21 protein-coding genes and 1 pseudogene are annotated in these 26,636 nt (G+C 29.6%); 3 read left to right on the top strand and 19 right to left on the bottom strand.

The features are described 5' to 3' along the window. Positions 1–35: 35 nt before the first annotated feature. The 8 genes from spoVAE to deoC all read right to left on the bottom strand — a co-directional run bounded on the left by spoVAE (position 36) and on the right by deoC (position 6,938). The gene (spoVAE, locus tag ACYUCG_RS08635) at positions 36–401 is read right to left on the bottom strand and encodes a stage V sporulation protein AE (protein ID WP_060795896.1); all 366 of its coding nucleotides are present in this window, start codon (positions 399–401) and stop codon (positions 36–38) included. A gap of 68 nt (positions 402–469) precedes the next feature. After that, a complete protein-coding gene (gene spoVAD, locus ACYUCG_RS08640) occupies positions 470–1,489 on the bottom strand; it encodes a stage V sporulation protein AD (RefSeq protein WP_003463083.1) in 1,020 nt (339 codons plus the stop codon). 5 nt (positions 1,490–1,494) lie between these two features. After that, entirely contained in the window at positions 1,495–1,962 is a 468-nt protein-coding gene (spoVAC, locus tag ACYUCG_RS08645; RefSeq protein ID WP_087326369.1) for a stage V sporulation protein AC, read from the bottom strand. A gap of 137 nt (positions 1,963–2,099) precedes the next feature. After that, the gene (sigF, locus tag ACYUCG_RS08650) at positions 2,100–2,855 is read right to left on the bottom strand and encodes an RNA polymerase sporulation sigma factor SigF (RefSeq protein ID WP_061429006.1); all 756 of its coding nucleotides are present in this window, start codon (positions 2,853–2,855) and stop codon (positions 2,100–2,102) included. Between the two features lie 17 nt (positions 2,856–2,872). Continuing rightward, positions 2,873–3,295 (bottom strand): anti-sigma F factor, encoded by a 423-nt coding sequence (spoIIAB, locus tag ACYUCG_RS08655; protein WP_003451402.1) that lies wholly within the window; start codon positions 3,293–3,295, stop codon positions 2,873–2,875. Positions 3,296–3,308: 13 nt separating this feature from the next. Further along, a complete protein-coding gene (gene spoIIAA / locus ACYUCG_RS08660) occupies positions 3,309–3,644 on the bottom strand; it encodes an anti-sigma F factor antagonist (RefSeq protein WP_003451156.1) in 336 nt (111 codons plus the stop codon). A 133-nt stretch (positions 3,645–3,777) separates the two neighbouring features. Then, a complete protein-coding gene (locus tag ACYUCG_RS08665; RefSeq protein ID WP_460268445.1) occupies positions 3,778–6,063 on the bottom strand; it encodes an AAA family ATPase in 2,286 nt (761 codons plus the stop codon). Between the two features lie 200 nt (positions 6,064–6,263). Further along, positions 6,264–6,938 carry a deoxyribose-phosphate aldolase gene (deoC, locus tag ACYUCG_RS08670; protein WP_333961921.1) on the bottom strand — a complete coding sequence of 225 codons (675 nt, stop codon included), beginning with the start codon at positions 6,936–6,938 and terminating at the stop codon, positions 6,264–6,266. A gap of 256 nt (positions 6,939–7,194) precedes the next feature. Between deoC and ACYUCG_RS08675 the strand changes: the two genes are divergently transcribed. Further along, positions 7,195–7,602: a hypothetical protein gene (locus tag ACYUCG_RS08675; RefSeq protein ID WP_061429010.1), complete on the top strand. Its 408-nt coding sequence runs from the start codon at positions 7,195–7,197 to the stop codon at positions 7,600–7,602. Between the two features lie 102 nt (positions 7,603–7,704). Here ACYUCG_RS08675 and ACYUCG_RS08680 read toward each other — a convergent pair whose 3' ends face one another. Next, positions 7,705–10,254, bottom strand: coding sequence for a calcium-translocating P-type ATPase, PMCA-type (locus ACYUCG_RS08680; RefSeq protein ID WP_460268447.1), 2,550 nt, complete (start codon positions 10,252–10,254; stop codon positions 7,705–7,707). A 244-nt stretch (positions 10,255–10,498) separates the two neighbouring features. On the opposite strand from ACYUCG_RS08680, the gene ACYUCG_RS08685 reads away from it, so the two are divergent. Beyond that, positions 10,499–12,148: a putative manganese-dependent inorganic diphosphatase gene (locus ACYUCG_RS08685; RefSeq protein WP_283704752.1), complete on the top strand. Its 1,650-nt coding sequence runs from the start codon at positions 10,499–10,501 to the stop codon at positions 12,146–12,148. 43 nt (positions 12,149–12,191) lie between these two features. On the opposite strand, the gene ACYUCG_RS08690 is transcribed toward ACYUCG_RS08685, so the two are convergent. The 8 genes and pseudogenes from ACYUCG_RS08690 to ACYUCG_RS08725 form a co-directional block, all read right to left on the bottom strand. Further along, positions 12,192–12,833 carry an HAD-IB family hydrolase gene (locus ACYUCG_RS08690; protein ID WP_460268449.1) on the bottom strand — a complete coding sequence of 214 codons (642 nt, stop codon included), beginning with the start codon at positions 12,831–12,833 and terminating at the stop codon, positions 12,192–12,194. Positions 12,834–12,916: 83 nt separating this feature from the next. Beyond that, positions 12,917–13,291: a DUF1292 domain-containing protein gene (locus ACYUCG_RS08695; protein WP_003451221.1), complete on the bottom strand. Its 375-nt coding sequence runs from the start codon at positions 13,289–13,291 to the stop codon at positions 12,917–12,919. 205 nt (positions 13,292–13,496) lie between these two features. Further along, positions 13,497–14,912, bottom strand: coding sequence for a glutamate decarboxylase (locus tag ACYUCG_RS08700; protein ID WP_060795886.1), 1,416 nt, complete (start codon positions 14,910–14,912; stop codon positions 13,497–13,499). 605 nt (positions 14,913–15,517) lie between these two features. After that, positions 15,518–15,580 (bottom strand): annotated as a pseudogene (locus ACYUCG_RS08705) (hypothetical protein); the annotation flags it as partial. A gap of 88 nt (positions 15,581–15,668) precedes the next feature. Continuing rightward, positions 15,669–17,087 carry a glutamate:gamma-aminobutyrate antiporter gene (gadC, locus tag ACYUCG_RS08710; RefSeq protein ID WP_460268450.1) on the bottom strand — a complete coding sequence of 473 codons (1,419 nt, stop codon included), beginning with the start codon at positions 17,085–17,087 and terminating at the stop codon, positions 15,669–15,671. Between the two features lie 666 nt (positions 17,088–17,753). Further along, positions 17,754–21,263 carry a pyruvate:ferredoxin (flavodoxin) oxidoreductase gene (gene nifJ, locus ACYUCG_RS08715; RefSeq protein ID WP_025647475.1) on the bottom strand — a complete coding sequence of 1,170 codons (3,510 nt, stop codon included), beginning with the start codon at positions 21,261–21,263 and terminating at the stop codon, positions 17,754–17,756. A 110-nt stretch (positions 21,264–21,373) separates the two neighbouring features. Beyond that, complete coding sequence (locus ACYUCG_RS08720; RefSeq protein WP_003451301.1) at positions 21,374–21,799, bottom strand: flavodoxin; 426 nt, start codon at positions 21,797–21,799, stop codon at positions 21,374–21,376. Between the two features lie 206 nt (positions 21,800–22,005). Next, entirely contained in the window at positions 22,006–23,079 is a 1,074-nt protein-coding gene (locus ACYUCG_RS08725) for an undecaprenyldiphospho-muramoylpentapeptide beta-N-acetylglucosaminyltransferase (protein ID WP_283677992.1), read from the bottom strand. 162 nt (positions 23,080–23,241) lie between these two features. On the opposite strand from ACYUCG_RS08725, the gene ACYUCG_RS08730 reads away from it, so the two are divergent. Beyond that, positions 23,242–23,418 (top strand): alpha/beta-type small acid-soluble spore protein, encoded by a 177-nt coding sequence (locus ACYUCG_RS08730; protein WP_240298685.1) that lies wholly within the window; start codon positions 23,242–23,244, stop codon positions 23,416–23,418. Positions 23,419–23,540: 122 nt separating this feature from the next. Here the strand turns inward: ACYUCG_RS08730 and recJ are convergent, their stop codons facing one another. Then, positions 23,541–25,319: a single-stranded-DNA-specific exonuclease RecJ gene (gene recJ, locus ACYUCG_RS08735; RefSeq protein ID WP_460268451.1), complete on the bottom strand. Its 1,779-nt coding sequence runs from the start codon at positions 25,317–25,319 to the stop codon at positions 23,541–23,543. Between the two features lie 11 nt (positions 25,320–25,330). Next, positions 25,331–26,542 carry a M16 family metallopeptidase gene (locus ACYUCG_RS08740; RefSeq protein ID WP_460268452.1) on the bottom strand — a complete coding sequence of 404 codons (1,212 nt, stop codon included), beginning with the start codon at positions 26,540–26,542 and terminating at the stop codon, positions 25,331–25,333. Positions 26,543–26,636: the final 94 nt, after the last annotated feature.

A 26,636-nucleotide genomic window follows, 5' to 3' on the forward strand; every position in this document is an offset into this window, starting at 1 on the left:
AAAAATTATTGACCTTTTATAGAAATTATAATCATTTATTTAGTTTTTGGATTAAATATTAATGCCATTAAGTAACCAAAGAAAATAGCCGCAGTTATTCCACCTGCTGCCCCCTTTAATCCACCAGTAAATGCTCCCATTAAGCCTTGTTCATTTACTTCTTTTATAGTTGCCTTAGCTAAGGCATACCCAAAGCCTGGTAATGGAACTGTAGCTCCTGCTCCACCTATTTGAACTAGCTTTTCATATATTCCTAAAGCTCCTAATATTGTTCCTATTGAAACAAATGCAACTAATACTTTAGCTGGTGTTAGTTTAGTTTTATCTATTAATATCTGTCCTATTACACAGATTGCACCACCCATCAAAAAAGCATTTATGTAATCTTGCAAAATTCTCATCTCCTCATTATTAAATTTCTATAGCAAAATATTCACACGCAATAGCTAACTTACCTATAATAATATTTTTAAATATATTCTATAGCTACAGCATGAGCTATTCCTGGTATGCTTTCTCCTTGTAAGGCTGATGTAGAACTTAATAAAGCTCCTGTGGAAACTAATAAAACTCTTTTTAACTTTTTCTCTTTTAACATTCTATATAAATATCCACAGGCTACAACGGCTGAGCATCCACATCCACTTCCACCTGCAAAAGTTCCTTGTTTTTCATTATCAAATATCTTTTCTCCACAATCTATATAAACCTTACTAATATCATATCCATACTCTTTTAATAATTCCTCTGTTAGTTTCTTCCCTACAGCTCCTAAATCTCCAGTTGCTATTACATCATAATCTTCAGGTTTTCTTCCTGTATCAACAAAATGCTTATATATAGTATCTACAGCAGCTGGTGCCATAGCAGCTCCCATATTATCTGCATCCTTAATTCCATAGTCCTTAACAATTCCTGTGGTTACATGGGTAACATAAGGATAATCTCCTGACTTTCCTAAAAGCATAGCTCCAGAACCAGTTACAGTCCATTGAGAGTATTCTTTTCTTTGACATCCATATTCTAAAGGAAATCTAAATTGTCTTTCTGCTGAACTAAAGTGAGACGATGTGGAAGCAATTGCATACTTTGCAAAATCACCATCCATAATCATTGATGATAAACTTAATGATTCAGCCATAGTAGAACAAGCTCCATACACTCCAAAAAAAGGAATTTTAAATTCTCTAGCAACAAAATTTGTTGATGTTAACTGATTTAATAAATCACCACTAAAAAGATAATCTACGTCCTCTTCTTTTACATTCCCTTTTTTAATTACTCCTTCTATAGCAGTTATCATTAAACTACTTTCAGCCTTTTCAAAGCTTTCACATCCATTACAGTCATCTTGCAATATTTTATCAAAATATTCTTTTAAAGGCCCCTGACCTTCTCTAGGACCAACCACACTATATGTCGCTATTATTCTAGGTTTACTTTTTAATTCTATTGTTTGAGATCCTACTCTTTTTGTATTATTACTCATTCTTATCACCCCACAATTCCAAATCTAAGTAATAAGTAATATATTATTCCAATTATTACAGAGGTTCCTGTACCATAAACTAAAACAGGACCTGCAATAGTAAACATTTTAGCACCTACTCCCATTACAAATCCTTCTTTTTTAAATTCTATGGCAGGTGATACCATGGCATTTGAAAAACCAGTAATAGGAACTATAGTACCAGCTCCAGCCTTAGCAGCTATTCTATCATACAATCCAAGTCCTGTTAGAAGAGCTCCTAGAAAAACCATAGTCATAGGCGTCAAACTACTAACTTGCTCTTCTGTAAATCCATAGTATAGAAAAGTATTTCTCACAAATTGTCCTATTACACAAATTAATCCACCCACTATAAATGCCATTATACAATTTCTAAGAAGCTTTGGTTTTGGTCTTATTTGTTGTTCAAGTTGATCAAACTTAGTCCTTATTTTTTTGTCATTTTCATACATAGCTATATTAATCACCCTTTTCTATTAAAATATACTTATATTATTTGTTCTTATTTTTAATCTATACAAAAAAATGAGCATTATTTTATATGATTAATTTCACATAAAATAATGCTCCTAAAACATTTCATTTATAATCAATCCTCTTCTAATTTTTCTTTCATAATTTTTAGTACCTTTTTCTCTATCCTAGAAACCTGAACTTGGCTTATACCAAGCATTTTAGCAACTTGAATTTGAGTTTTATCCTTGAAATACCTAAGCATTATGATTTGCTTACCCTTTGAATCTAATGAACTAATAGCTTGTTTTAAAGCTATTTTATTAACCATGTCATCATCTTCACCCTTCTCACTAAGTTTATCTATTAAGAGAACTGGAGTTCCTTCATCATGGTGTATAGTATCATATAAATATTGCATACTACTTGCTGATTCTAAGGCTACTATTACCTCTTCCTTATCAACACCAGAGTATTCAGCTAATTCATCTACAGTAGGATCTCTATTTAATTTTTTTATTAGTTCTTCCTTATTGTAATGAAGCTTTTTAGCTAAAGTCTTAGTGCTTCTACTTACCTTTATTATTCCATCATCCCTTAAGAATCTCTTTATTTCACCTATAATCATAGGCACAGCATAAGTTGAAAATTTAACATTAAAACTATCATTAAAGTTGTTTATAGCTTTAACTAATCCCATTGACCCAATCTGAAATATATCCTCATAGTCATACCCTCTGTTTGTAAATCTCTTGCATATTGAAGAAACTAAAGGAGTATTAACTTCTATAAGCTTATTCATTGCCTCCTTATTTCCCTCTTTAGCCATGACTATGAGAGTTGTATTTTTGTCATAATTAAAATTATCTTTCTCAATACTACTTATATCCATAGACTTTATTCACCTGCCTATGTATTCATTTTTTTCTTCATTATTATTTTTGTACCCTTATCCTTTTCACTATAAACTTCTAAAGAATCCATGAATGTTTCCATAACAGTAAATCCCATACCTGATCTCTCTAATTCTGGTTTTGATGTATATAAGGGTTCTCTTGCTTCTTCTAAATTTTCTATTCCTATACCATTATCTTCTACAGTTATACTTATTTCATCTTCACAAATACTAGCCTCAATAATAACCACTTTGCTTTCATCACATTCATATCCATGAATTATAGCATTTGTTACAGCCTCAGAAACAGCAGTCTTTATATCAGTTAATTCTTCAATAGTCGGATCTAATTGAGCAATAAAAGCTGATACACTCACCCTTGCAAATCCTTCATTTTCAGATTTAGCCAAAAACTCTAATCTCATTTTATTATCCATATCTAACCCTCCATTAACCCACTTTTAGAGCTTCATCCAAATTTTCGTAATACTTTATTATCTTAAATATTCCAGATAACTCAAAAACTCTTTTTATGCTTTTACTTACAGATATTATGTTAACTTCACCTGAACGCATACTTATCTTTTTATACCTTCCAATAATAACACCAATTCCTGAACTATCCATAAAAGTTACACCTGAAAAATCTAATACAAGCTTTCTTATATTTTCTCTACTAATCCTATCATCAATTTTTACTCTTACTTCTTCTGCACTATGATGATCTAATTCTCCAATTAAACTTACAACTAAAACATTTCCTATTTTCTCAAAATCTAACCACATACAATCACTCTTATAGAGTTACACCTCCCACACAGCTTCTTTTCCATATTTTAACATATTTTAATTATTTATGTCAAATAATACTAAAATAAATTAAACCTATAGAAACAAACTCTATAGGCTTAATAAGATATTAATTGTCCTTAAATTTTTTAATTTCTTCACTAATTTTATTTCCTATATCTTCAAGAGACATAGTGTCATTTAGAAGCAATGTACTAAGAGCTTCATTTATATCTTTCATAAGATATATCTTAAATTCACCCTTTCTCACAGCCTCTTCTATTTCACTATTTAATATAAGCTCATCTTTATTGCTTTCTGGTATTAAAACAGCTTTTCCAATATAAGTGCCTATTTTCTTGCATACATTGAAAAATCCTTCTATTTTTTCATTTACTCCACCTATTGGTTGCACCTGTCCAAATTGATTTAATGAACCTGTTACGGCAATGCTTTGATCTACAGGTATTTTACTTAAAGAAGAAATCATAGCAATTACTTCTGCCACAGAAGCACTATCTCCTTCTATCTTTCCATAAAGCTGCTCAAAACTTAGTTGAAAATCCACAGGTAAAGCTTCATAAGAATTAAAGAAGCTACTTAAAAAGCCTCTTAGAATATTTAAAGATTTATTATGAATATTTCCACTTAAATTGCTTTCTCTTTGTGCATCCATAATTTTTCCGCTACCTTTATAACAAGTACAAGTTATTCTCATAGGCTTTCCAAAGCTCATATAACCAAAATCTATAACAGATAGTCCATTTACACTTCCAATAATTCTATCTTCTATATCTAAAATTATCTTCTTTTCCTCATACATTTCTAAATAATCTTTTTCAATTTCACTGCATTGATTTACAACCGCTTCTATTGAATCCTTATCTATCAATGACTTATTATTATTTTTTGCCTCTTCATTTCCAAGAAGTAATACTCTCTCTATTTCATCAATATCCCAAAGAATTTTCTTCCTTGTTCCAGCTTTTCTTGCTAATTGTTTTCCAATAGCATTAATTCCAGAAGTAGAGATCTTTATTAAATCATTATCTATTATGACTTTATCAACAAGATCTACCAAAGATTTTTTATTTTCATCTATTCCTATTAAGTTTGAAAATTCAGCTCTAATCCTAAATATTTTCTTGAAGTCTTCATCATGGTTATACAAAATATCATAACTTTCAAAATCTCCTATTAAAATTACATTTACCTTAATAGGTATTGGATCTGGATTTAACCCATTTAATGAAAGCACTTCTAAATATCCTCTATTAAAATCATAATTTATCTTTCCATGAAGTAATGCCCTTCTCAAATAATAATAGCTATTTGCATTATTAACTAAAGAACTTAACCTAAGTATTATGCACCCTTCATTTGCTTCAAGTAATGAACCTGATTTTATAAGTTTTACATCAGTTGAATACACACCATTATGATTTTCATACTCTATAGTTCCTAAAAGATTATTTAAGCTTGGATCTTCTTCAAAAATAACCTTAGGAGCCTCTTGCCCCTTGCTGTTTTTTATGATATTACAAACATATTTTGAAATAATCTCATTTATCTTTTCTTCATCATCATCAAAGTTTATTGTATAATTATCAATCAATAAGTTTTCTAAGCTTTCACAAACATCTATAAGATAATTATAAGCTTCATTTTCCTCTTTAAAATCATCCTTTATTTTTTCTTTAACACTGGCTGATTCATTTTCTAAATAGGTTCTAAGTATTCCCTTTAATTTCTCAATAGAATCTAGCTCTATATTTTTTAATTCTTCAAGAACTCCTTCTGCTCCCTCTTTTAACTTGTCAGCCTTTACAGAAATATTCCCTTTGCTATCCTCTTCTAAATCATCAAACTCATCTTCTGTCATAGCTTCTCCATCTACTAAAGGAATAAATGCAAAGCCTGAAGATGTAGCTTTTAAATCAAATCCTTCTTCCTTTGCACTCTTTATCAAATCACCTATATAATAATTTCTCTTTTTTTGTATATCATTTATAATTTCTTCCTTTTCTTTATTTATTGAAGAATTATAAAAAGCATATATTTCATCATAATAAAAAGATTTTAGATATTCTAAAGTTTCCTCTAACTTCTCTCCCATTCCATTTTCTAAAAATATAACCTTAGGAACCCTAATATCTTCTAAGGTAACATAACATATATCCTTAGGCTTACCCCTACTTTTCATTTTTTCTTTTAGATGTACCATTATGTCTTTAAGCTTTTGTTTTGAAAATTCATCAATTAAGTAAACATTAAATCCTTCTTTATTTATGCTTAATGCTTCATCAATTTTCTTAAAAACCCCTTGATATTCATTACCATAGGATTCCTTCTCAACTATCCTACTAGTAAAGTCTTCATTATAAATTACTTCTTTTGGAGTTAACTCTCTTCTCATAAAAATTCACTCATAAAACTAATATTAGCTTTAATAGAGTAACCTCCTCTTTATAAGTACTTTATTATATTAATATTCTATAACTTTAAAATTAGCCATCATTTTCTATTTTTTATTTATTTTTTTCTTCGACAAAAAAGCCTATAGAAATTTTTCTATAGGCTTTACTAAGTAAATATCTTATTTAATTTAGTTATATATTAATATGTTGAATCTGAAACTGTACCTTCACATATAGCTATTGAAGCTGATGCTCCTATTCTAGTAGCACCATTTTTGATTACAGCTTCAGCATCTTCTATTGATCTTACTCCACCTGATGCTTTAACTCCCATATCTGGTCCTACAGTTTCTCTCATTAATTTAATATCTTCTGGAGTTGCTCCACCTGTTGAGAATCCAGTTGATGTTTTAACGAAATCTGCTCCTGCTTTTTTAGCTAATTCGCAAGCTTTAACTTTCTCTTCTTCAGTTAAAAGACAAGTTTCTATTATAACTTTTGTAAGCGCTTTCTTATCAGCCGCATCTACAACAGCTTTTATATCTTTCTCTACATATTCATAATCTTTATCTTTTAATCTTCCTATGTTTATAACCATATCAACTTCATCTGCACCTTTTGCTATTGCATCTTTAGTTTCAAAAGCTTTAACTTCCATAGTATTTGCTCCTAAAGGGAAACCTATTACTGTACAAACTTTTACTTCGCTTCCTTTTAAAAGCTTAGCTGCTAATTCTACATTAGTAGGATTTATGCAAACTGAAGCAAAATTGTATTCTAATGCTTCTTTGCAAAGCTTTTCTATTGATGCCTTATCAGCCTCTGGTTTTAATATAGTATGGTCTATCATTTTTGCTAATTGTTGTTTATCCATAATACTTCCTCCTAAGATAACATTTTCATTACATATTTAATTATAGAATATAAATTCTAATAAGTCCATAATTTAAATATTTACATTGAATAACTTTAACACTACATGTTTATATAAAATTCTTATTCTGTGGGCTTTTGGACACTATCAAAGTATTTTAATATATTTAATATTATGTTATAATACTATCTATCATATAATATGTATTTATAGTAATAATAAATGTAAATTCGTCAACTTAAAAGGAGTTATAATTATGGGTTTCAAAGAAAAATTATCTAAATATTACACTGATTCTTATCTTGAAAAATACGGCGATAGAATGGCTCAATTTCAAGGAAGCGTAATTTCTGAAAAAGTCGAAGAAAAAACTATTCTTTGGATATTCCACAAATTAGTTGTTACTTTAATAGTTAAACCTGAGAGAAGTAAGCAAATAATAAAATGCGTATATAAGAAGAATCGTTGGTTTAAAAAACCTACTTTCATAAGTGTGAAAAAAGGAAATAATGTTATAGTTCAAGGACTTAAATCAAATAAGGAAAATGAAAAAGAGTATATTGCTCTAAATAACATACTTAACTTAACTACTAAACAAGATTTAGTACCTGTAGATCATTCACAATTAAAGAAAGCTAGACAACAACAATTTAAACAAAGATAAAAAGCTGTATATTAATACAGCTTTTTTTATTAAAAATTATTTTAATAAACACCATTTTTATATTAAAATTAAAAAAATAATAATTTATATATCTTATTAAATTTATTTCTTTACTTTTATAAATAAGTATAAGCTATTTATAAAGAATATTATTGTTGAGAAGAATAAAACTATTAACCAATGATTTATACCCAATACTGTGGTATGGAATATTCCACTAAAGAAAGGAATGTAAATAATACTTAATAACATAAGTATTGATATTGCTACTGCACCTACTAAATACATATTAGTAAATAATTTTATTTCAAAAATTGAATGTCTTTCTGATCTACATTCAAAAACATGTAATAATTGAGACATAACTAATGTTGATAAAGCCATAGTTCTACATGTACTTAAATCCATTCCATATAATCCACCAACAATAAAGGTTAGTAAGGTACATATTCCAATTAAACATCCTCTTACTAAAATTTTCTCAGTAAGTCCCCTAGCAAATATACCTTCTTTCTTGCTTCTAGGCTGTTGATTCATTATATCCTTATCAGCAGGATCTACTCCTAAGGCTATTGCAGGAAGTCCATCTGTAGCTAAATTTACAAAAAGAATTTGTATAGGTAACATAGGAGTTGGAAGATAGAATATGGTAGCTAAAAACATTGTTAAAACCTCTCCTAAATTACATGACAATAAATATCTTATGAATTTTCTTATATTATCATATATTATTCTTCCCTCTTCTACTGCTGATACTATGGTTTCAAAGTTATCATCCATTAAAATCATTGATGAAGCTTCCTTTGTAACATCAGTACCTGAAATTCCCATAGCAACCCCAATATCAGCTTCTTTTATAGCTGGAGCATCATTTACTCCATCTCCAGTCATAGCAACTATATTTCCATTTTGCTTAAAGGCCTTAACTATTCTAAGCTTATGATTAGGAGTAACTCTAGCAAATATTCTCAGCTTATTAACTCTCTTTTTAAGCTCTTTATCATCTAATTTGTCTAATTCTTCTCCAGTTATTACTTGATCTTGAGATTTTGCAATATTTAAATCTTTTCCTATAGCAAAGGCAGTGTTTTTATGGTCACCAGTTATCATTACAGGAGTTATTCCTGCTAATCTACATTTTATAACTGAGTCCTTAACCTCTGGTCTAGGTGGATCTATTATCCCTGCAATTCCAAGGAATATAAGTTCATTTTCAAGACTTTCACTTCTAGTTAAATTATCTACTCTATATGCCCCTGCTATACATCTTAATGCTCTATTACTCATATTCTCCACAACATTCAATATTTGTTGTTTCTTTTGAGAAGTTAATAATTTAACTCTTCCTTCCTCATGTATATATCTACATTTATTTATAAGTCTTTCTGGAGCACCTTTTACATAACAAGCTTCTCTTCCATTCTCCTTAACTATAACTGACATCATTTTTCTACTTGAATCAAAAGGTATATCAAAAACTCTATTTACATTAGATACTGTATTTTTTAATACATCTACGTTATTAAAATATGCCTTTATTAAAGCTGTTTCTGTAGGATCACCATTTAATACATCATCTAACTTATCCTTTGAAAAGTCATAGTTACAATCATTACAATAAACAAAGGCCTTCATTAAGATAGGTGAATTTGGAATTTTATCCACATCTAATCTACAATGCTTTCCATCTACAAAAATTTCTTTAACAGTCATCTTATTCTGAGTTAAGGTACCAGTCTTATCACTACATATAACTGAAGTACATCCTAGTGTTTCAACTGCTGGCAATTTCTTTACTAAGGCATTTCTTTTTAACATTCTAGAAACTCCCAGAGCTAAAGAAACTGTTACTATGGCAGCCAACCCTTCTGGTATAGCTGCTACAGCTAAACTAACACCTAGTAAGAACATCTCTGTTAAATCATTTCCTCTTATAATGCCTAATATAGTAACTAGAGCACATATAGCTAAACATAATACCAATAAAATTTTTCCTAATCCATCCAATCTCTCTTTAAGAGGAGATTTTTCCTCTTCTATGTCTTGTAACATATCTGCTATAGATCCCATTTTTGTACTCATACCTATAGCTGTTACTCTAAATCTTCCTTTACCTTTTAATACTTTAGTCCCCATGTAAATTAGAGAAGCTTCTTTAGAATTATTTGTTTTGTTAACTCCAACTGATTCTCCAGTAAGTAATGATTCATCAATCATAAAGTTTGTACACTCAAAAATTTCTCCATCAGCAGGTACTCTATCTCCAGCCTCTAATATTACAACATCCCCTATAGTTAATTCATTAGCATTAATTACTTTAATATTCCCATCTCTTAATACCTTACAAGTAGGTGCTGCTAAGGACTTTAAAGCATCTAAAGATTTTTCTGTCTTAAATTCTTGTACAAATCCTAAAATTCCGTTTATTACAACAATAACAAATATAGTAATAGCATCTGCAACATCGCCCATAAGTCCCGATATAATAGTCGCTCCAATTAAAACCCATATTATAAAATCATTAAATTGTTGTAATAATATTTTTATAGCAGATACCTTTTTCTTTTCTGTTATTTCATTTAATCCAAATTTCTCTATTCGTTTTTTAGCTTCTTGAGTTGTTAACCCTCTAAAGAGTTCTTTCTCATGCATAACTTCTTGTTCCTCCTTCTTTTCCTAGCAATCTATTGTAATATATGTTTAAACAACTTGTTTTTAGAACTAAAAATTTTCTTATGTAACACCATATATTAAGAATAATTCTTAAATTTTACCTCATAGAAAATTCTATTAAACTATGATAAAATGAGTGTTGTTAAACTTTACTTTTCATAATTTAGGAATTAAAATATATTCATGAATTAAAAAATTTCGAATAACAAAGGAGGCAACCTAAATGAAGGATGTTATATACATTACAGGACATAAAAATCCTGATTCAGATTCAATATGTGCTGCCTTAGCATATGCTGAATTTAAAAATAAAACTCAAGACACTCCTGCTATACCAGTTAGATTAGGAAATGTTAACCAAGAAACTCAATACATACTTGATTATTTTGGTGTAGAAGCACCTCAATTTTTAGAAACAGTTAAACTAAAAGTTGAAGATTTAGAAATGGATAAAATAGCTCCATTAGCTCCAGAAGTTTCATTAAAAATGGCTTGGAACATAATGAGAGATAAAAACTTAAAATCAATTCCTGTTGCTGATGGAAATAACCACTTACTTGGAATGTTATCAACATCAAATATAACTGCAACATACATGGATATTTGGGATAGCAATATTCTTGCTAAAAGTGCTACTTCATTAGATAACATATTAGATACATTATCTGCTGAAGCTCAAAACGTAAATGAAGAAATTAAAGTATTCCCAGGAAAAGTTGTAGTTGCTGCTATGCAAGCTGAATCTTTAAAAGAATTCATAAGCGAAGGTGACATAGCTATAGCTGGAGATAGAGCTGAAATACAAGCTGAATTAATAGAGTTAAAAGTTTCTTTATTAATAGTAACAGGTGGACATACACCTTCTAAAGAAATAATAGAACTTGCTAAGGAAAATAACATAACTGTTATTACAACTCCTCATGATTCATTCACTGCATCAAGATTAATCGTTCAAAGTTTACCAGTAGACTATGTTATGACTAAAGATAACTTAGTAGCTGTATCTACTGATGATTTAGTTGAAGATGTAAAAGTAACAATGAGTGAAACTAGATACAGTAACTATCCTGTAATAGATGAAAATAACAAAGTAGTTGGTTCAATCGCAAGATTCCACTTAATTTCTACTCATAAGAAAAAAGTTATCCAAGTTGACCATAACGAAAGAGGTCAATCAGTACATGGTTTAGAAGATGCTGAAGTATTAGAAATCATAGACCATCATAGAGTTGCAGATATCCAAACTGGTAACCCTATATACTTCAGAAATGAACCTCTTGGAAGTACTTCAACAATAGTTGCTAAGAGATTCTTCGAAAATGGAATCAGACCATCAAGAGAAGCTGCTGGACTTTTATGTGGAGCTATAATTTCAGATACATTATTATTTAAATCACCAACTTGTACTCCACAAGACGTAAAAATGTGCAGAAAACTTGCTGAAATAGCAGGAATAGTTCCTGAAACATTTGCTAAAGAAATGTTTAAAGCTGGTACTTCATTAAAAGGAAAGTCTATTGAAGAAATATTCAACGCTGACTTCAAACCATTCACAATTGAAGGTGTTAAAGTAGGTGTTGCTCAAGTTAACACAATGGACATAGAAGGCTTCATGCCTTTAAAAGGTGAAATGTTAGATTACATGAATCAAAAAGCTGAATCAATGGGATTAGAAATGATTATGTTATTACTTACTGACATAATAAATGAGGGTTCACAAATATTAGTGGCTGGAAGAAGTCCTGAAATAGCTGAAGAGGCATTCAAAGTTAAATTAGAGGATTCAACTACTTTCTTACCTGGAGTTCTTTCAAGAAAGAAACAAGTTGTACCACCATTAACTCAAATAATCACAACAAGAGTTAGTAAATAATTTTAATTAAAATAAAAGCAATCTCTAAATAGAGATTGCTTTTTTATTTCCAATTTAAAATCTTATAATCCTTACTATTTTTCTTATAATTTATTAAATAGCCATTTCCTACTAGATCTAATAAAGGTTTATCTGAAAGTGAATCTGAAAACATATATGAGTTTTTATAATCCACCTCTATATTATGTTCCTGTAAATATTCCTTAAGTCTTCTAACCTTTTCTTCCCCTTTGCAGTTCTTCCCTACCATCTTTCTTTCAAACTTTCCTTCATTAAAGGAGAACCTTGTTCCTATTATAACATCCACTTCTTTTATATTGTAAAGCTCATTTAAATAAAACTCTGGAGAAGCTGATATTAAGTAAATTTTATATCCTTCTGATTTTAACTTTTTCATCATATCAATAGAATCTTTATAAATTATCTTGCTTAAAACCTCATCATAATATTTTTTCACAAGGATTTTTAAATCATTCTCTTCTACTCCATCTATAAACTTAAGAAATGATTGCTTAACCTTTTTTTCATCATAAAACTTTAATCCATACATAAGTCCTGAAAAAGCAGCCCTTGGTAAGAATTTTAAGTTTTTCTTATCTTCTTTTATTAAAAATTTAAATAACTGTAATAAAGTTTCCTTACTAGTTAAAGTAAAATCAACATCAAATATAGCTAATTTTTCCATGTCATTCCCCACATTTCAAGTAAAATTTATCAAAAGTATTATAAACTAAATAAAAGATGATGTAAAACATCATCTTTCATTTATTATTCAGCTACATTTTCTTCGTAGAATTTAACAACTTCATCAAACTCTTCTTCTGAAGGAAGAACTAATTCTCCTTCTTCACCTTGAGATTTGAATAGGTAAACTGATTCATCAGGATGTTGTACTAAAACATACTCTTCATCTTTATATTCAAAAGCATCAATAACATCACAAGTTATTGTGTTTCCTTCTTCATCTTCTAAATCTACAACGAAATGCTCTAAATGTTCATCTCCGCATCCGCATCCTTCATGATGGTCATGTCCATGATCGTGACCGTGTCCACCACATCCACATCCTTCATGCTTTTCTTCTTTTTCGCTTCCGCAACCGCAGTTACCTCCGCAGCATTTGTTTAAATCTTTATCTGACATAATCTTTCCTCCCTTGTGGAAAATTTACTTTATATTAATTGTAACCTTAAATACAAAATAATAAAAGCATTTTCTTTATAATCTTTAATTATATTCTTAACATAATATAATATTATAATCAATAGAAAATATTTTTTCTAGTAATTATAATTTATAATAAAAAACTCTCCTTAAAGTTTTTGCTTTAAGGAGAGTTTTTTTTATACTAGTGAGTAAATCCTTGTACTCCCTTATTATCTACTTGAGTTTTGCTTAAAATTCTTGCATTATTTAAATCTTCTATAGCTGCTTTTAAATCTCTCATTAATAAATCAGCTAAGTTTCTACTTAAATCTGCACGACATACAAATCTTTGAATTATTACATTTTGTAAATCTTCTGGTAATGGATAAGCAGGTACTTGCCATCCTTTCATTAATAATCTATCTGCTAAATCATATAATGTCCAGTTTACTTTAACATCATCTTTTAATTTGTAGCAAACTATTGGTAAGTTTTCACCATTATTATATATTTCAAATAAACCAGTTTTTTCAAGTTCACTTGATAAGTACATAGCTACATCTTTTGTTCTTTGATGTATTTGTCTATAACCTTCAAATCCGTATCTTAAGAAGTTATAGTATTGACCAAGAATTTGGCTAGCTGATCTTGAGAAGTTTATTGCCATTGTAGGCATTTTTCCACCTAAATAGCTTACTTCAAATACTAATTCTTGAGGTAAGTATTCTTTATCTTTCCATAATACCCAACCTATACCTGGATAAACTAATCCATATTTATGACCTGATGTACTAATTGAAACAACATTTTTTAATTGGAAGTCCCATTTTAAATCAGGTTCTATAAATGGAGCAAACATAGCTCCTGAAGCACCATCAACATGTATTGGAACTGTTATTTTTGCTGTTTTATTGTATTCTTCTAATTTTTTATCTAAAGCTTTTATATCGTCATATTTACCAGTATAAGTTATACCTAATATACCAACTACACCAATTGTATATTCATCAACATAATCTAAAACTTTATCTACATTTATACTCATATGTTGTTCATCCATTGGAACTAATCTCATTTCTATATCCCAATAAACACAGAATTTTTCCCAACATACTTGGTATCCTGAAGAGATTACTAAGTTTGGTTTTTTAGATGTAACATCCATACCTAAAGCTTTTGCTCTATTTCTCCATCTAAATTTCATAGCCATACCACCAAGCATACAAGCTTCTGATGATCCAACTGTTGAAGTTCCCATATAATTTAATTCTTTTGGAGCATGCCATAAATCAGCTAATATATTTACACAACGGTTTTCCATATCTGTTGTTTGTGGATATTCTGATTTATCTATAGCATTTTTCTCTAATGTCTCTGACATTAATTTTACTGCTTCATCATCCATATATGTTTGACAAAATGTTGCTAAGTTTTGACGTGCATTACCTTCATCTAGTAAATCATCTTTTATTAATCTATATGCAACTTGTGGTGCAATTGATTTTTTTGCTAATTTATATTTTGGAATAGGTTCATTACTTTCAACTGTTCCAAATATAGGTGTTTCAAACTCATTTCCTAATTTTAAATTTTCTAAATCTTGTTTTCCAAAAAGCATTTTGAATACCTCCTAAGTTTAGCTAAAAACCATTCTTAATTTCTTCACCTGCCTTCAAGAAATTAAGATTAATTTTTAGTTATATAAATCATTTTATTTATATCTTCTTAATGAATACCTCATCAAGTTATTTATATAATACACCTTTTGGTATAATATTTAAATTCGTGAATTCGTTACATTTTGTTAATATTTTATTATTTGTTTATTAACATTTAATTTTTCTCTGTAATACTCTCAATTTCTTCAATTTCCTCGTCTTTTCTCTATAAAATATTTTAAAATCATTTTTATTAATAATATGTCAAAATAATCTTAGTAAATTTTATTATTTCCTTATAAATAATCTTATTATTTTATATTTTAATAAAATAATACATATATAACAAAATGTTATTTAAATATATACTCATAGAAAATATATATTAAAATTTATATTTCATTAACATTTTATTAAACATTTAAGTAGAAAATTTCTTTTCACTAACACATTAATATATTCAATATTATAAACCTTTATTTTCATTAAATATTTATAAAAAAAGAAGTAAATCTAAAAAAATTAACTTCAATAATAATAAATAAGTTTAATTTAATGTACTAATTTATAATATTGATACTATGGAGAATAATCCGAAACATATAGTTCCAAATCCAACTATAACACGAGCTAGCGAATTTAATTATTTCTCTATAAAAGATTTGAAGTAGTCTAAAATTATAGACTACTTCAAATATAATTCTAATTTATTCTTATTATTTATTCCATTTGCCATGTAAAGCATAAATTATAAATGGAATTAAAACTGTAACTATGAAACTTATAGATAATATAGTTAAATATTCTGATATACTTTTTCCTGTTAATTGTGATGGTGGTACAAAGGAAATAACTAAAGCAAATACTGATACAGAAAACCCAACTATTGCTACTATCATTTTAAATGTTTTTCCACCTGGTACATGATACGCACGTTTTAAATCTTCATGTTTTAATATTAAAATAATATATCCTATGAAGAATAATAAATATCCAACTAAGTATATAACAACTGTTAATGATATAGCAGTAAGGAATGAAACGTTATTTCCACCACCGCCGAATGTTAAAACAGCTGCCCATATAGTAACTACTAAACCTTGAACTAATACTAATGGAACTGGAACTTCATGTTTATTAACTTCAGTTAACTTTTTAGGTAATAATCCTTTTTTAGCTGCTGCATACATACCTTCTGAAGGACCTACAACCCATGAACTTACTTCTGCCATAACTCCTAAAGCTAATAATAATGCTACTATTCTTGTTATCCAATCAAAACTTTCACCAAGGTTTACAACTACTAATTGATGGAATGTTTGAACAACACCAGCACTTAGGTTTAATTGGTCAGCTGGTATAACTGCTGCTACTGTTAAACCACCTACTGTATTAAGAACTATTGCTAATACAACAAGTATAAACATAGCTAATGGATAGTTTTTGCTTGCATTTTCTAATTTATTAACATGTGATGCTGATGCTTCAACTCCCATATATGCTAAAATAAATGATACGAATACAACTAATGTATTTACTTTTGTAAAATCAGGTATAAGAGCATGTGCGCTTAAATCAACATGTACTGGATTACCTTTTGCTATGTACATTATACCTAATATAAATAATATAATTGCTGGAACTACAACTCCGAAAACAAATCCTGCTTTAGCTATTTTAGCTGTATTTTTAGTCCCTCCAAATTGTGAGAAAGTTAATCCCCAGAATATGATTAAAACGCCTATAAATTTTATTAATGGATTACTATTTAATGCTGGCCAATTTAGCACATAAGATAGAGCCCCTAATATAAAATAAATCATTGTAACAAATCCAACTGTTATTTGGAACCATTGGAAGAAGATCGCTGCGAATCCCCATCTTTCACCTAAAGTATTACCTACCCAAGCAAAGATACCGCCTTCTTCCCATCCATCTACAGTTGCCATTTCTGCTGCACATAATGCAACTGGTAAGAACCATAAAAGTCCGCCTACGATTAAGAAAAATACTAAATGAAATCCTGATGTTGCAAATGTAGGGTATTCATACACTGTCATTACCATTGATGCTGTCATAGCAAAGAACCCAAACAAAGTAAGTGTTTTTGCATTTGCACTTGATTTACTTGGCATAATAAACGCCTCCTCTGTTGTTATTGTTTAAATTATAATTTTAGAAACTTAATTTTATTAAATAAGCTTCAACAATTAACAACTATTACCTAAGACAAAAATTTACTATGCTCTAAATTTTTGTCTTGAATAATAGCTACCAACTATATTTAAATAATAAACCTCGTTAACAATTTATTCAAAAGTTCCATTCTTTTATTTATCTTTATTACTTATCAAAATACACTATTAATCAAGACTTTTCTTCAAAATACTTCTATTTTTTTAAATTTACTCAGCATTTAACTTAATATCATTTATAGCTTTATTTTATTAACACTTTATTAAAAAAATCATTAAACAAACATAGAAAAACATATTTATTTATTTAAAATTTTATTTTGCATAATTAAACATATAATAAATCTTTATTAAAAATTTATTAATATTTATAATAAATTATTTAATTTTTTATTTTACACTTATATCTATGCTTTTATTTTTTATAAAAACTTAATATATTAACTATTTTGAATTTTAATAAAATTAGTTTTTTTACTTATATATAAAAATATATTTTTCTCCATATAGAAATAAAAAAATAAGAGTTAGAGCATAATACTCTAACTCTTATCTTATTTTATACTTCAATCAATATATCAAACGTAATTAGTTATCTACTACTTACTAGTTAGCAGCAAGTTTTTTGTAGTTTTCTAATCTTTCTTTAGCATCTCTTTCAGTCTTTTCGAATAAAGCTTCAGCAGCTTCTGGGAATGCTTTTGCTAATGCAGCGTATCTAACTTCTCCCATTATGAATTCTCTGAAATCACCAGTTGGTTCTTTAGAGTCTAATGAGAATGGATTCTTACCAGTTTCTTTTAACATTGGGTTGAATCTGTACATAGCCCAGTATCCGCATTCAACAGCTCTCTTCTCTTCTAATTGAGAGTTACCCATACCAGCTTTTAATCCGTGGCTGATACATGGAGCGTAAGCTATTATTAATGATGGTCCTTTGTATGCTTCAGCTTCAGCTATAGCTTTAAGAGTTTGGTTCTTATCTGCACCCATAGCTATTTGAGCAACATATACATAACCATAGCTCATAGCCATCATTCCTAAATCTTTCTTCTTAGTTCTCTTACCTGCAGCAGCGAATTTAGCGATAGCAGCAGTTGGAGTTGATTTAGAAGCCTGACCACCAGTATTTGAGTAGATTTCTGTATCCATAACAAGTATGTTTACATCTTCTCCACTAGCTAAAACGTGGTCAACTCCACCGTAACCGATGTCGTAAGCCCATCCGTCTCCACCGAAGATCCATTGTGATCTCTTAGCTAAGTAGTCTTGGTCTTTTAATATTTCTTTAGCGAACTCGTTAGTTTCACCTTGTAATGCAGCTACAACAGCATCAGCTCTATCTCTAGTTCCTTCTCCGTTGTCAACTTCAGCTATCCAAGCTTCTAAAGCTTCTTTAGCTTCTGGTTTAACACCAGCTTCAATTGCTTTTCCAGCAAGATCAACTAATCTTTCTCTTATAGCTTTAACTCCTAAGAACATACCTAATCCGAATTCAGCGTTGTCCTCGAATAATGAGTTAGCCCAAGCTGGTCCATGACCATTGTGGTTAGTTGTGTATGGAGTTGAAGGAGCTGATCCACCCCAGATTGATGAACATCCAGTAGCGTTAGCTATCATCATTCTATCTCCGAATAATTGAGTTATAAGTTTAGCATATGGAGTTTCTCCACATCCAGCACAAGCTCCTGAGAACTCGAATAATGGTTGCTCGAATTGGCTACCTTTAACTGTGTTTTTGTTCATTGGGTTTTTCTTAGGTGCAACATCATTTACACAGTAATCCCAAGCTTCTATTTGATCTTCTTGAGTATGTTGTGGTTTCATAACTAAAGCTTTTTCCTTAGCAGGACAAACTTGAGCACAGTTTCCACATCCAGTACAGTCTAAAGTACTTACAGCCATAGTGAATTGCATTGGCTCTTCAGTTTTTAATGCTTTAGCAGCAACTAACTTAGTTGAAGCAGGAGCATTTTTAGCTTCTTCCTCAGTTAATAAGAATGGTCTTATTGTAGCATGAGGACAAACGTAAGCACATTGGTTACATTGGATACAGTTGTCTGCTATCCATTCTGGTATGTTTATACCGATTCCTCTCTTTTCGTATGCAGCAGTACCTGGTTCGAAAGTACCATCTTCCATTCCGTTGAATGCTGATACAGGAAGTTTATCTCCTTCTAATCTGTTCATTGGTTCAACAATGTTTTTGATGAATGCTGGAACTTCTTTAGCTTCAACAACTTCATCTTTAGCGTTAGCCCACTCAGCTGGAACAGTGATTTCAACGATAGCGTCGATTCCTTTGTCTATAGCAGCGTGGTTCATGTTAACAACTTTTTCACCTTTTTTACCGTATGAAGTTACAACAGCGTCTTTTAAGTATTTAACTGCGTCTTCTACTGGTATTATGTTAGCTAGTTTGAAGAATGCTGATTGCATGATCATGTTGATTCTTCCACCTAATCCAACTTCTTGAGCTATCTTAACAGCATTTAAAGTGTAGAACTTAATGTTGTTTTCAGCTAAGAATCTCTTATAGCTTGCTGGTAAATGTTCAGCAACTTCTTCTGGAGTCCAGATAGTGTTTAATAAGAATGTTCCGTTTTTCTTTAATCCATCTAAAACGAAGTATTTGTTAACATATGATTGGTTATGACAAGCAACGAAATCAGCTTTGTTTATTAAGTAAGGTGATTTTATTGGTTGTTTACCGAATCTTAAGTGAGAAATTGTAACCCCACCTGATTTTTTAGAGTCATATGCAAAGTATCCTTGAGCATACATGTCAGTATGGTCTCCGATGATTTTGATAGCACTCTTGTTAGCTCCAACTGTTCCGTCTGATCCTAATCCCCAGAACTTACAAGCTTTAGTTCCTTCTGGAGTAGTATCTATATCTCCAACTGGTTCTAATGAAGTGTTAGTTACGTCATCAACTATTGATAAAGTGAATCCATTTTTAGCATCCTCTTTATTTAAGTTTTCGTAAACAGCAACGATATCAGCTGGTACAGTATCTTTTGATCCTAATCCGAATCTACCACCAACTATTACAGGAGCATTTTCTAATCCGTAGAATGCATTCTTAACTTCTAAGTATAGAGGTTCTCCTGCAGCACCTGGTTCTTTAGTTCTATCTAAAACAGCAACCTTTTTAACAGTTTTTGGCATTGCTTTTATTAATCTTTCATTTGAGAATGGTCTGAATAATCTTACTTTGATTAAACCAACTTTTTCTCCTTTAGCGTTTAAGTAGTCTACAGTTTCTTCTATTAAGTCAGTAACTGATCCCATAGCTACGATAACTCTTTCAGCATCTGCTGCTCCATAGTAATCGAAACAGTTGTACTCTCTACCAGTTAACTTAGTGATTTCTTTCATGTAGCTCTCAACTATTTCTGGAACTGCATCGTAGAATTTGTTTACTGCTTCTCTTTCTTGGAAGTAGATGTCTGGGTTTTGAGCTGTACCTCTTGTAACAGGCTTGTTAGGGTTAAGAGCTCTTCTTCTGAACTCTTCTACAGCTTCCATATCTACTAATTCTTTTAATTCATCGTATTGTAAAAGTTCAACTTTTTGTATTTCATGTGATGTTCTGAATCCATCGAAGAAGTTTACGAAAGGTATTCTAGCTTTAAGAGCTGCTAAGTGAGCAACTGCTGATAAATCCATAACCTCTTGAACTGATCCTTCTGCTAACATAGCGAATCCAGTTTGTCTTGCAGCCATAACGTCTTGGTGATCACCGAAGATGTTTAATGCTGAAGTAGCTAATGCTCTAGCTGATACATGGAATACTGATGGTAATAATTCACCAGCTATTTTGTACATGTTTGGTATCATTAATAATAAACCTTGTGAAGCTGTGTAAGTAGTAGTTAAAGCTCCAGCTTGTAATGAACCGTGAACTGCTCCAGCAGCACCTGCTTCTGATTGCATTTCCATTACTTTTACAGGTTGACCAAATATGTTCTTTAATCCTCTTGCACTGTTTTCATCAACCCACTCTGCCATTGGTGATGATGGAGTGATAGGGAATATTGCTGCAACATCAGTGAACGCATATGATATATAAGCGGCAGCTGTGTTACCATCCATAGTTTTCATTTTTCTCATTGCCATTGAGATGACCTCTCTTTCATTAATTTTGTAGATATATAAATTAAAATCTTAAAAATTATAATATATTTAAAGTAATTAATTAAAATTACTTATTAGCATAAGCATTATTTTATTAATTTTTTTGCTAATTCTTTTGCTGAATTAATTTCATCATCGTTTGGTGATTCATTTACAGCTAAGCTACCAACAACGTCGAATCCATAATCTTTCATTCTTTTAACCCATTCAACCATGAACTCTCCATTATCCCAACCATATGATCCAAATAAGATCATTTTCTTATTGTTATTTGGAGTTAATTTGAATTGATTAACAAATGGTTCCATATCGTATTGTTCTATTCTATTATTATCCATTGAAGGGCTGCCTAAAGCTACTGCATCGGCTTCTAGCACATCTTCTACTTTAGCGTTTGAAACATGTTTTATTAAAACCTCTGCTCCTAAATCTGTTAACTCATCTGCAATAGTGTTTGCTAATACTTCAACATTCCCACCATTGCTCCAATATATTACTGATACTTTACTCATAAAAACACCTCTTATACTTGATAATATATTTTATCTTAAAGCCCAATATTATTTGATACAAAACTAATTTTACTCGACATTAATAATTATACTCTTTGATAGAAATTTTTCAAGTTTCATATTCCGATATTTTGAAACATATTTTAATAGTTTATTCTTAATTCTTGTAAAACATCTACCATATGCTAAGAATTATCTATAAAAATTTACATATGTGCCGATTTTTTTATTATATCTATGATATTATTAACACCATTGCCTATTTTACTCATTTTCATGGAATTTAAGTACTTTTCTCTACTTTTTTCTACTTCATTTATTGATTTTAATAATACTTCTGAATTAAGTTCCTCTTCTTTTATGACCATAGAATATCCACTCTTTTCAAAAGAGTTAGCATTTAAAACTTGATCTCCTCTTGAAGCATTAGCTGATAGAGGTATTAATATATTCAACTTTCTAAGAGCTAGTAACTCAAATATTGTATTTGCTCCTGCTCTAGATATAACTAAATCTGCTAAAGCCATTAAATCTGGAAGTTCCTCTGATATATACTCATATTGTCTATATCCATCTAAGTTCTTTAATGATTCATCTAGGTTTCCTTTTCCACATAAATGTATAACATTATATTCTTTTAATATCTCATTTAAAATTTTTCTAACACTTTCATTTATAACTTTTGAGCCTAAACTACCACCAACTATCATAAGAACTTTTTTATTTTCTTTGAAGTTACAGAATTTTCTTCCTCTTTCTTTGTCTCCCTTTAAAAGTTCCTCTCTTATTGGTGTTCCTGTTAATTCACCTTTATTATCTTTTATATATTTTAGACTTTCTGGGAATGTAACACACAAGGTATCACAAAATGGTGATGCTATTTTATTTGCTAATCCAGGGGTTAAATCTGATTCATGAGATACCACAGGAATTTTTTTCATTGAGGCTGCTATTACTACAGGTACTGTTACAAATCCACCCTTTGAAAATATAACATCTGGTTTTTCTTTTGAAAGTATTCTTGAGGCATCCATAACACCTTTTAATACTTTAAATGGATCTGTAAAGTTTTTTATATCAAAATATCTTCTAAGCTTACCTGATGATATTGAAAAATAAGGTATATTCTCCTTAGTTATTATTTCTTTTTCTATACCATTTTTACTTCCTATATATTTTATTTCAAAACCTAACTCTTTTAATTTAGGAACTAAAGCTAAATTTGGGGTAACATGACCTGCAGAACCTCCACCAGTCATAATTATTTTATACTTTTTCAAAAAATCAACTCCCTTAATAAAATGTGATTTTATTATATTTTAATAAACTATGGTTTTATAAATATTTTTTTGTAATAACTCCTATAATTCCCTCTCATATTTTACTCTATTCTGCACAATATATAAATGCAAACTCAATTAATAACTAAGGAGGAATTCAAAATGGCACAATTAGTTCCAGAAGCAAAAAACGGATTAGCAAAATTTAAAAATGAGGTAGCATCTGAAATGGGAGTACCATTCTCAGACTACAATGGAGATTTAAGCTCTAAACAATGTGGAAGCGTTGGTGGAGAAATGGTTAAAAGAATGGTAGAACAATACGAAAAAGGAATTTAACCTAAAACAATTAAAATCTACTATATAAATAAAATTAAATATTTATAGTGTATATAATTAATTTATGCCTAATTATATACAAAACATTGGAGCAATATTTTTAAAATATTGCTCCTTTAATTTTATAATCTAAAGTATTTTACATTAGCTTGAATAGATTTATTTCCATTAAACTCATTTATATTTGGGTAATAAATTAAATCAATACTAAAGTTGCAGTTTCCACCATCTAATACTCTTAATAGTTCCTCTTCTCCATATTTATTAGCAAAATCTTCTTTAAATTCCTCAACCTTATTTCCAAAGGCTATGGCATCTATTGTTTTATAACTATTCTTTAATTTGCATCTAAATTTAATTACATTCTGCTCTTTTCCCATTATCCAAACCCTGCTTACTTTAACATCTTTCTCTCCAAAAAGCGGGCTAGAATTTCCTTTTCCAAAGGGTTCTAACTTATCTAAACTATCTACTAATCCATAATTTAAACTTTCTAAAGGTAACTTAACATCTATTCTAACCTTTGGTATTATATCATAATCTGTTAATTTACAGTTTTCTAATAACATATTTCTTAATATAGGTATGTTTTTTTCTTCCACAGATAAACCAGCAGCCATTGGATGACCTCCAAATTTGCTTATGAACTCTTTACATTTTGATAATTCTTCAAAAATATTATATTCCTCTATAGATCTTGCAGATCCCTTAGGCATATCTTTTCCCTTAGTCATTATTATTGTAGGAACATTATATTTTTCTTTTATTCTCCCTGCTACAATTCCAGCAATACTTTCATGTATATAAGGATTATAAACTAAAATAACCTTGTCATTTTCCATATTATTATCTTCTATTTGCTTTATTACCATATCAACACTGTCTTTAGTTAATTCCTGTCTTCTTTGATTAAGCTCAAAAAGCTCCTTAGCTAAAGTATCTGCTCTTTCATCATCTTCAGCTAAAAGCAATTCAACAGATAAGTCAGCTGTTTCAAGTCTTCCAGTGGCATTTATACAAGGGCCTATAACAAATCCTAAGTGATATTGTGCCATTTCTTTGCCTTCAAGACCTGTATATTTCTTTAAGGCTATTAATCCCTTATTTTTAGTATTATTAAGCATTTCTAATCCATTTTTTACTATTATTCTGTTTTCTCCTAATAAATCAACTACATCGCAAACAGTAGCAATAGCACAAATTTCTAATAATTCTAAAGCTTCCTTCTGTGGAATCCCTAGTTCTTTATATAATGCACATATAAATTTAAAGGCAATTCCTGCTCCACATAGGGATTTAAATGGATAATTACAATCTTCTTGTTTAGGATTTATAACAGCATAGGCCTTTGGAACTTCTTTATTTATCTCTCCATTTTCATCTTTAACTAAAGGAATATCGTGATGATCTGTTAATATTACATCCATGCCTAATTTCTGTGCTAAATCTATTTCTTCAAAGGCTGCAATTCCATTGTCACAAGTTAAAATTATCTCAGTACCTTCTTCCTTTAAAATTTTAACTCTGTTAGAGTTCATACCATACCCTTCATCTTCCCTATCTGGAATATGATAATTAAAGTTAGCATTGCATCTTTTTAACCCTTTATAAAAAATTGAAGTACTTGATACACCGTCGCAATCATAGTCTCCATATATGGTTATTTTATTACCATTTTCTATGGCTTCTTTTACCCTTTTAACCCCTTTCTCCATATCTTTCATAAGATAAGGGTTATTTAAATTTTCAATTCCACCAAATAAAAATTCACGTGCATCTTTTTCATCTTTTATATTTCTATTCACCAAAAGAATAGATGTTAATAAATCTATATTTAATTCTTCTTTTAAACTTTCTATTTCATCTCTTTTTCTTTGTTTAAGTAGCCACTGCTCTCTCACGCCATCACCTCTTAGTTAATTATTTGCACAATGGATTTCTTTAAAACTCTTTTAATTAAATTTTTCATATCTTTTAAACTTAAATTTTTAACTAAGTTTAATTCTTCAAAAATATATTCTCCTCTATTAAACATAGTTTCATATATAGCCATTCTATTAGCAAGAACTATACTTTTTTCTAAATCCAATGAATTTTTAAGTTTAAATCTCTTTATTAGTTTATTTAATCCCTCTTCACTTAAATAATTTTCTATATCCATAGCCTTTGATATACACTTTTCAATAAGTCCTAAGGCCTCTTCTTCCTTTTCCTTAGAGGTTCCTAAATAAATTTTAAATAATCTTATTCCCTTTTCATACTTAACTTCACTATAAACTTCATAAGCTAGTCCATTTTTAGTTCTAATTTCATCATATAATACGGAGCTTACCCCTTCACCAAACCAAAGATTAAATACCTTAAGTAAAGTTACCTCTTCCATACTTAAATCATTTATATCAAATAAACAACATATTTTTGCCCCAGTATTACCCTCTATCTTTTTAGAGAATATGCCACAATTAATATTTCTTTCTAAATTATCTTTAGATATTTTTCCACTTTTTGCTCTATTAAAATTTTTCTCTACAATCTCTTTTACTTTTTCTAAAGGAAGAGAAGAAACAACTGAGATAACCATATTTTCACTTAAATAGTTTTTTTCATAAAAATCTTTTAACCCTTGAAAACTTATAGCTTCTATATGATTTTTTTCTCCTATTATTAAGTTTCCTATTCTTTCATCTGGTAAGCCATTCATTAAAGCAAGGTCCTCTACATGTTGCTCTAAATCTTCTTTCCACTCATCACTTTCTTGTTTTATAACATTTAATTCTTCTGAAAAACCAAATTCCTGAAGATTTGAATTTAAAACTATATCTGAATATAAAGAAAATCCTTCTTCAAAATCTTCCTTTGCAGTAGTTCCATAATAAATAACATAAGGAAAATTAGTCATAGCATTATTAAATCCAAATAAATCATCTAATTTTTCATTTATTTCATCTTCCTTAAGATTCTCATTTCCTTTAAATAAAATATGTTCTAGGGCATGTGCCATTCCTATTTCATCTTTATTTTCTGCATTAGCTCCGCTCTCTAAGCTTATGCAAAAAGATGTATGTTCTATATCTTTAAATTTATATAATAATCTAACACCATTATTTAAAATTATTTTTTGCATATATTTTCCTCCAAATATATTAAATCTTATTATATTTTAACATACCTAATAAACTTGTAAAAAATAAAAAGAGCCGTATCAAAACTCAAAACAA

Source organism: Clostridium sp. CTA-17, from assembly GCF_054767895.1.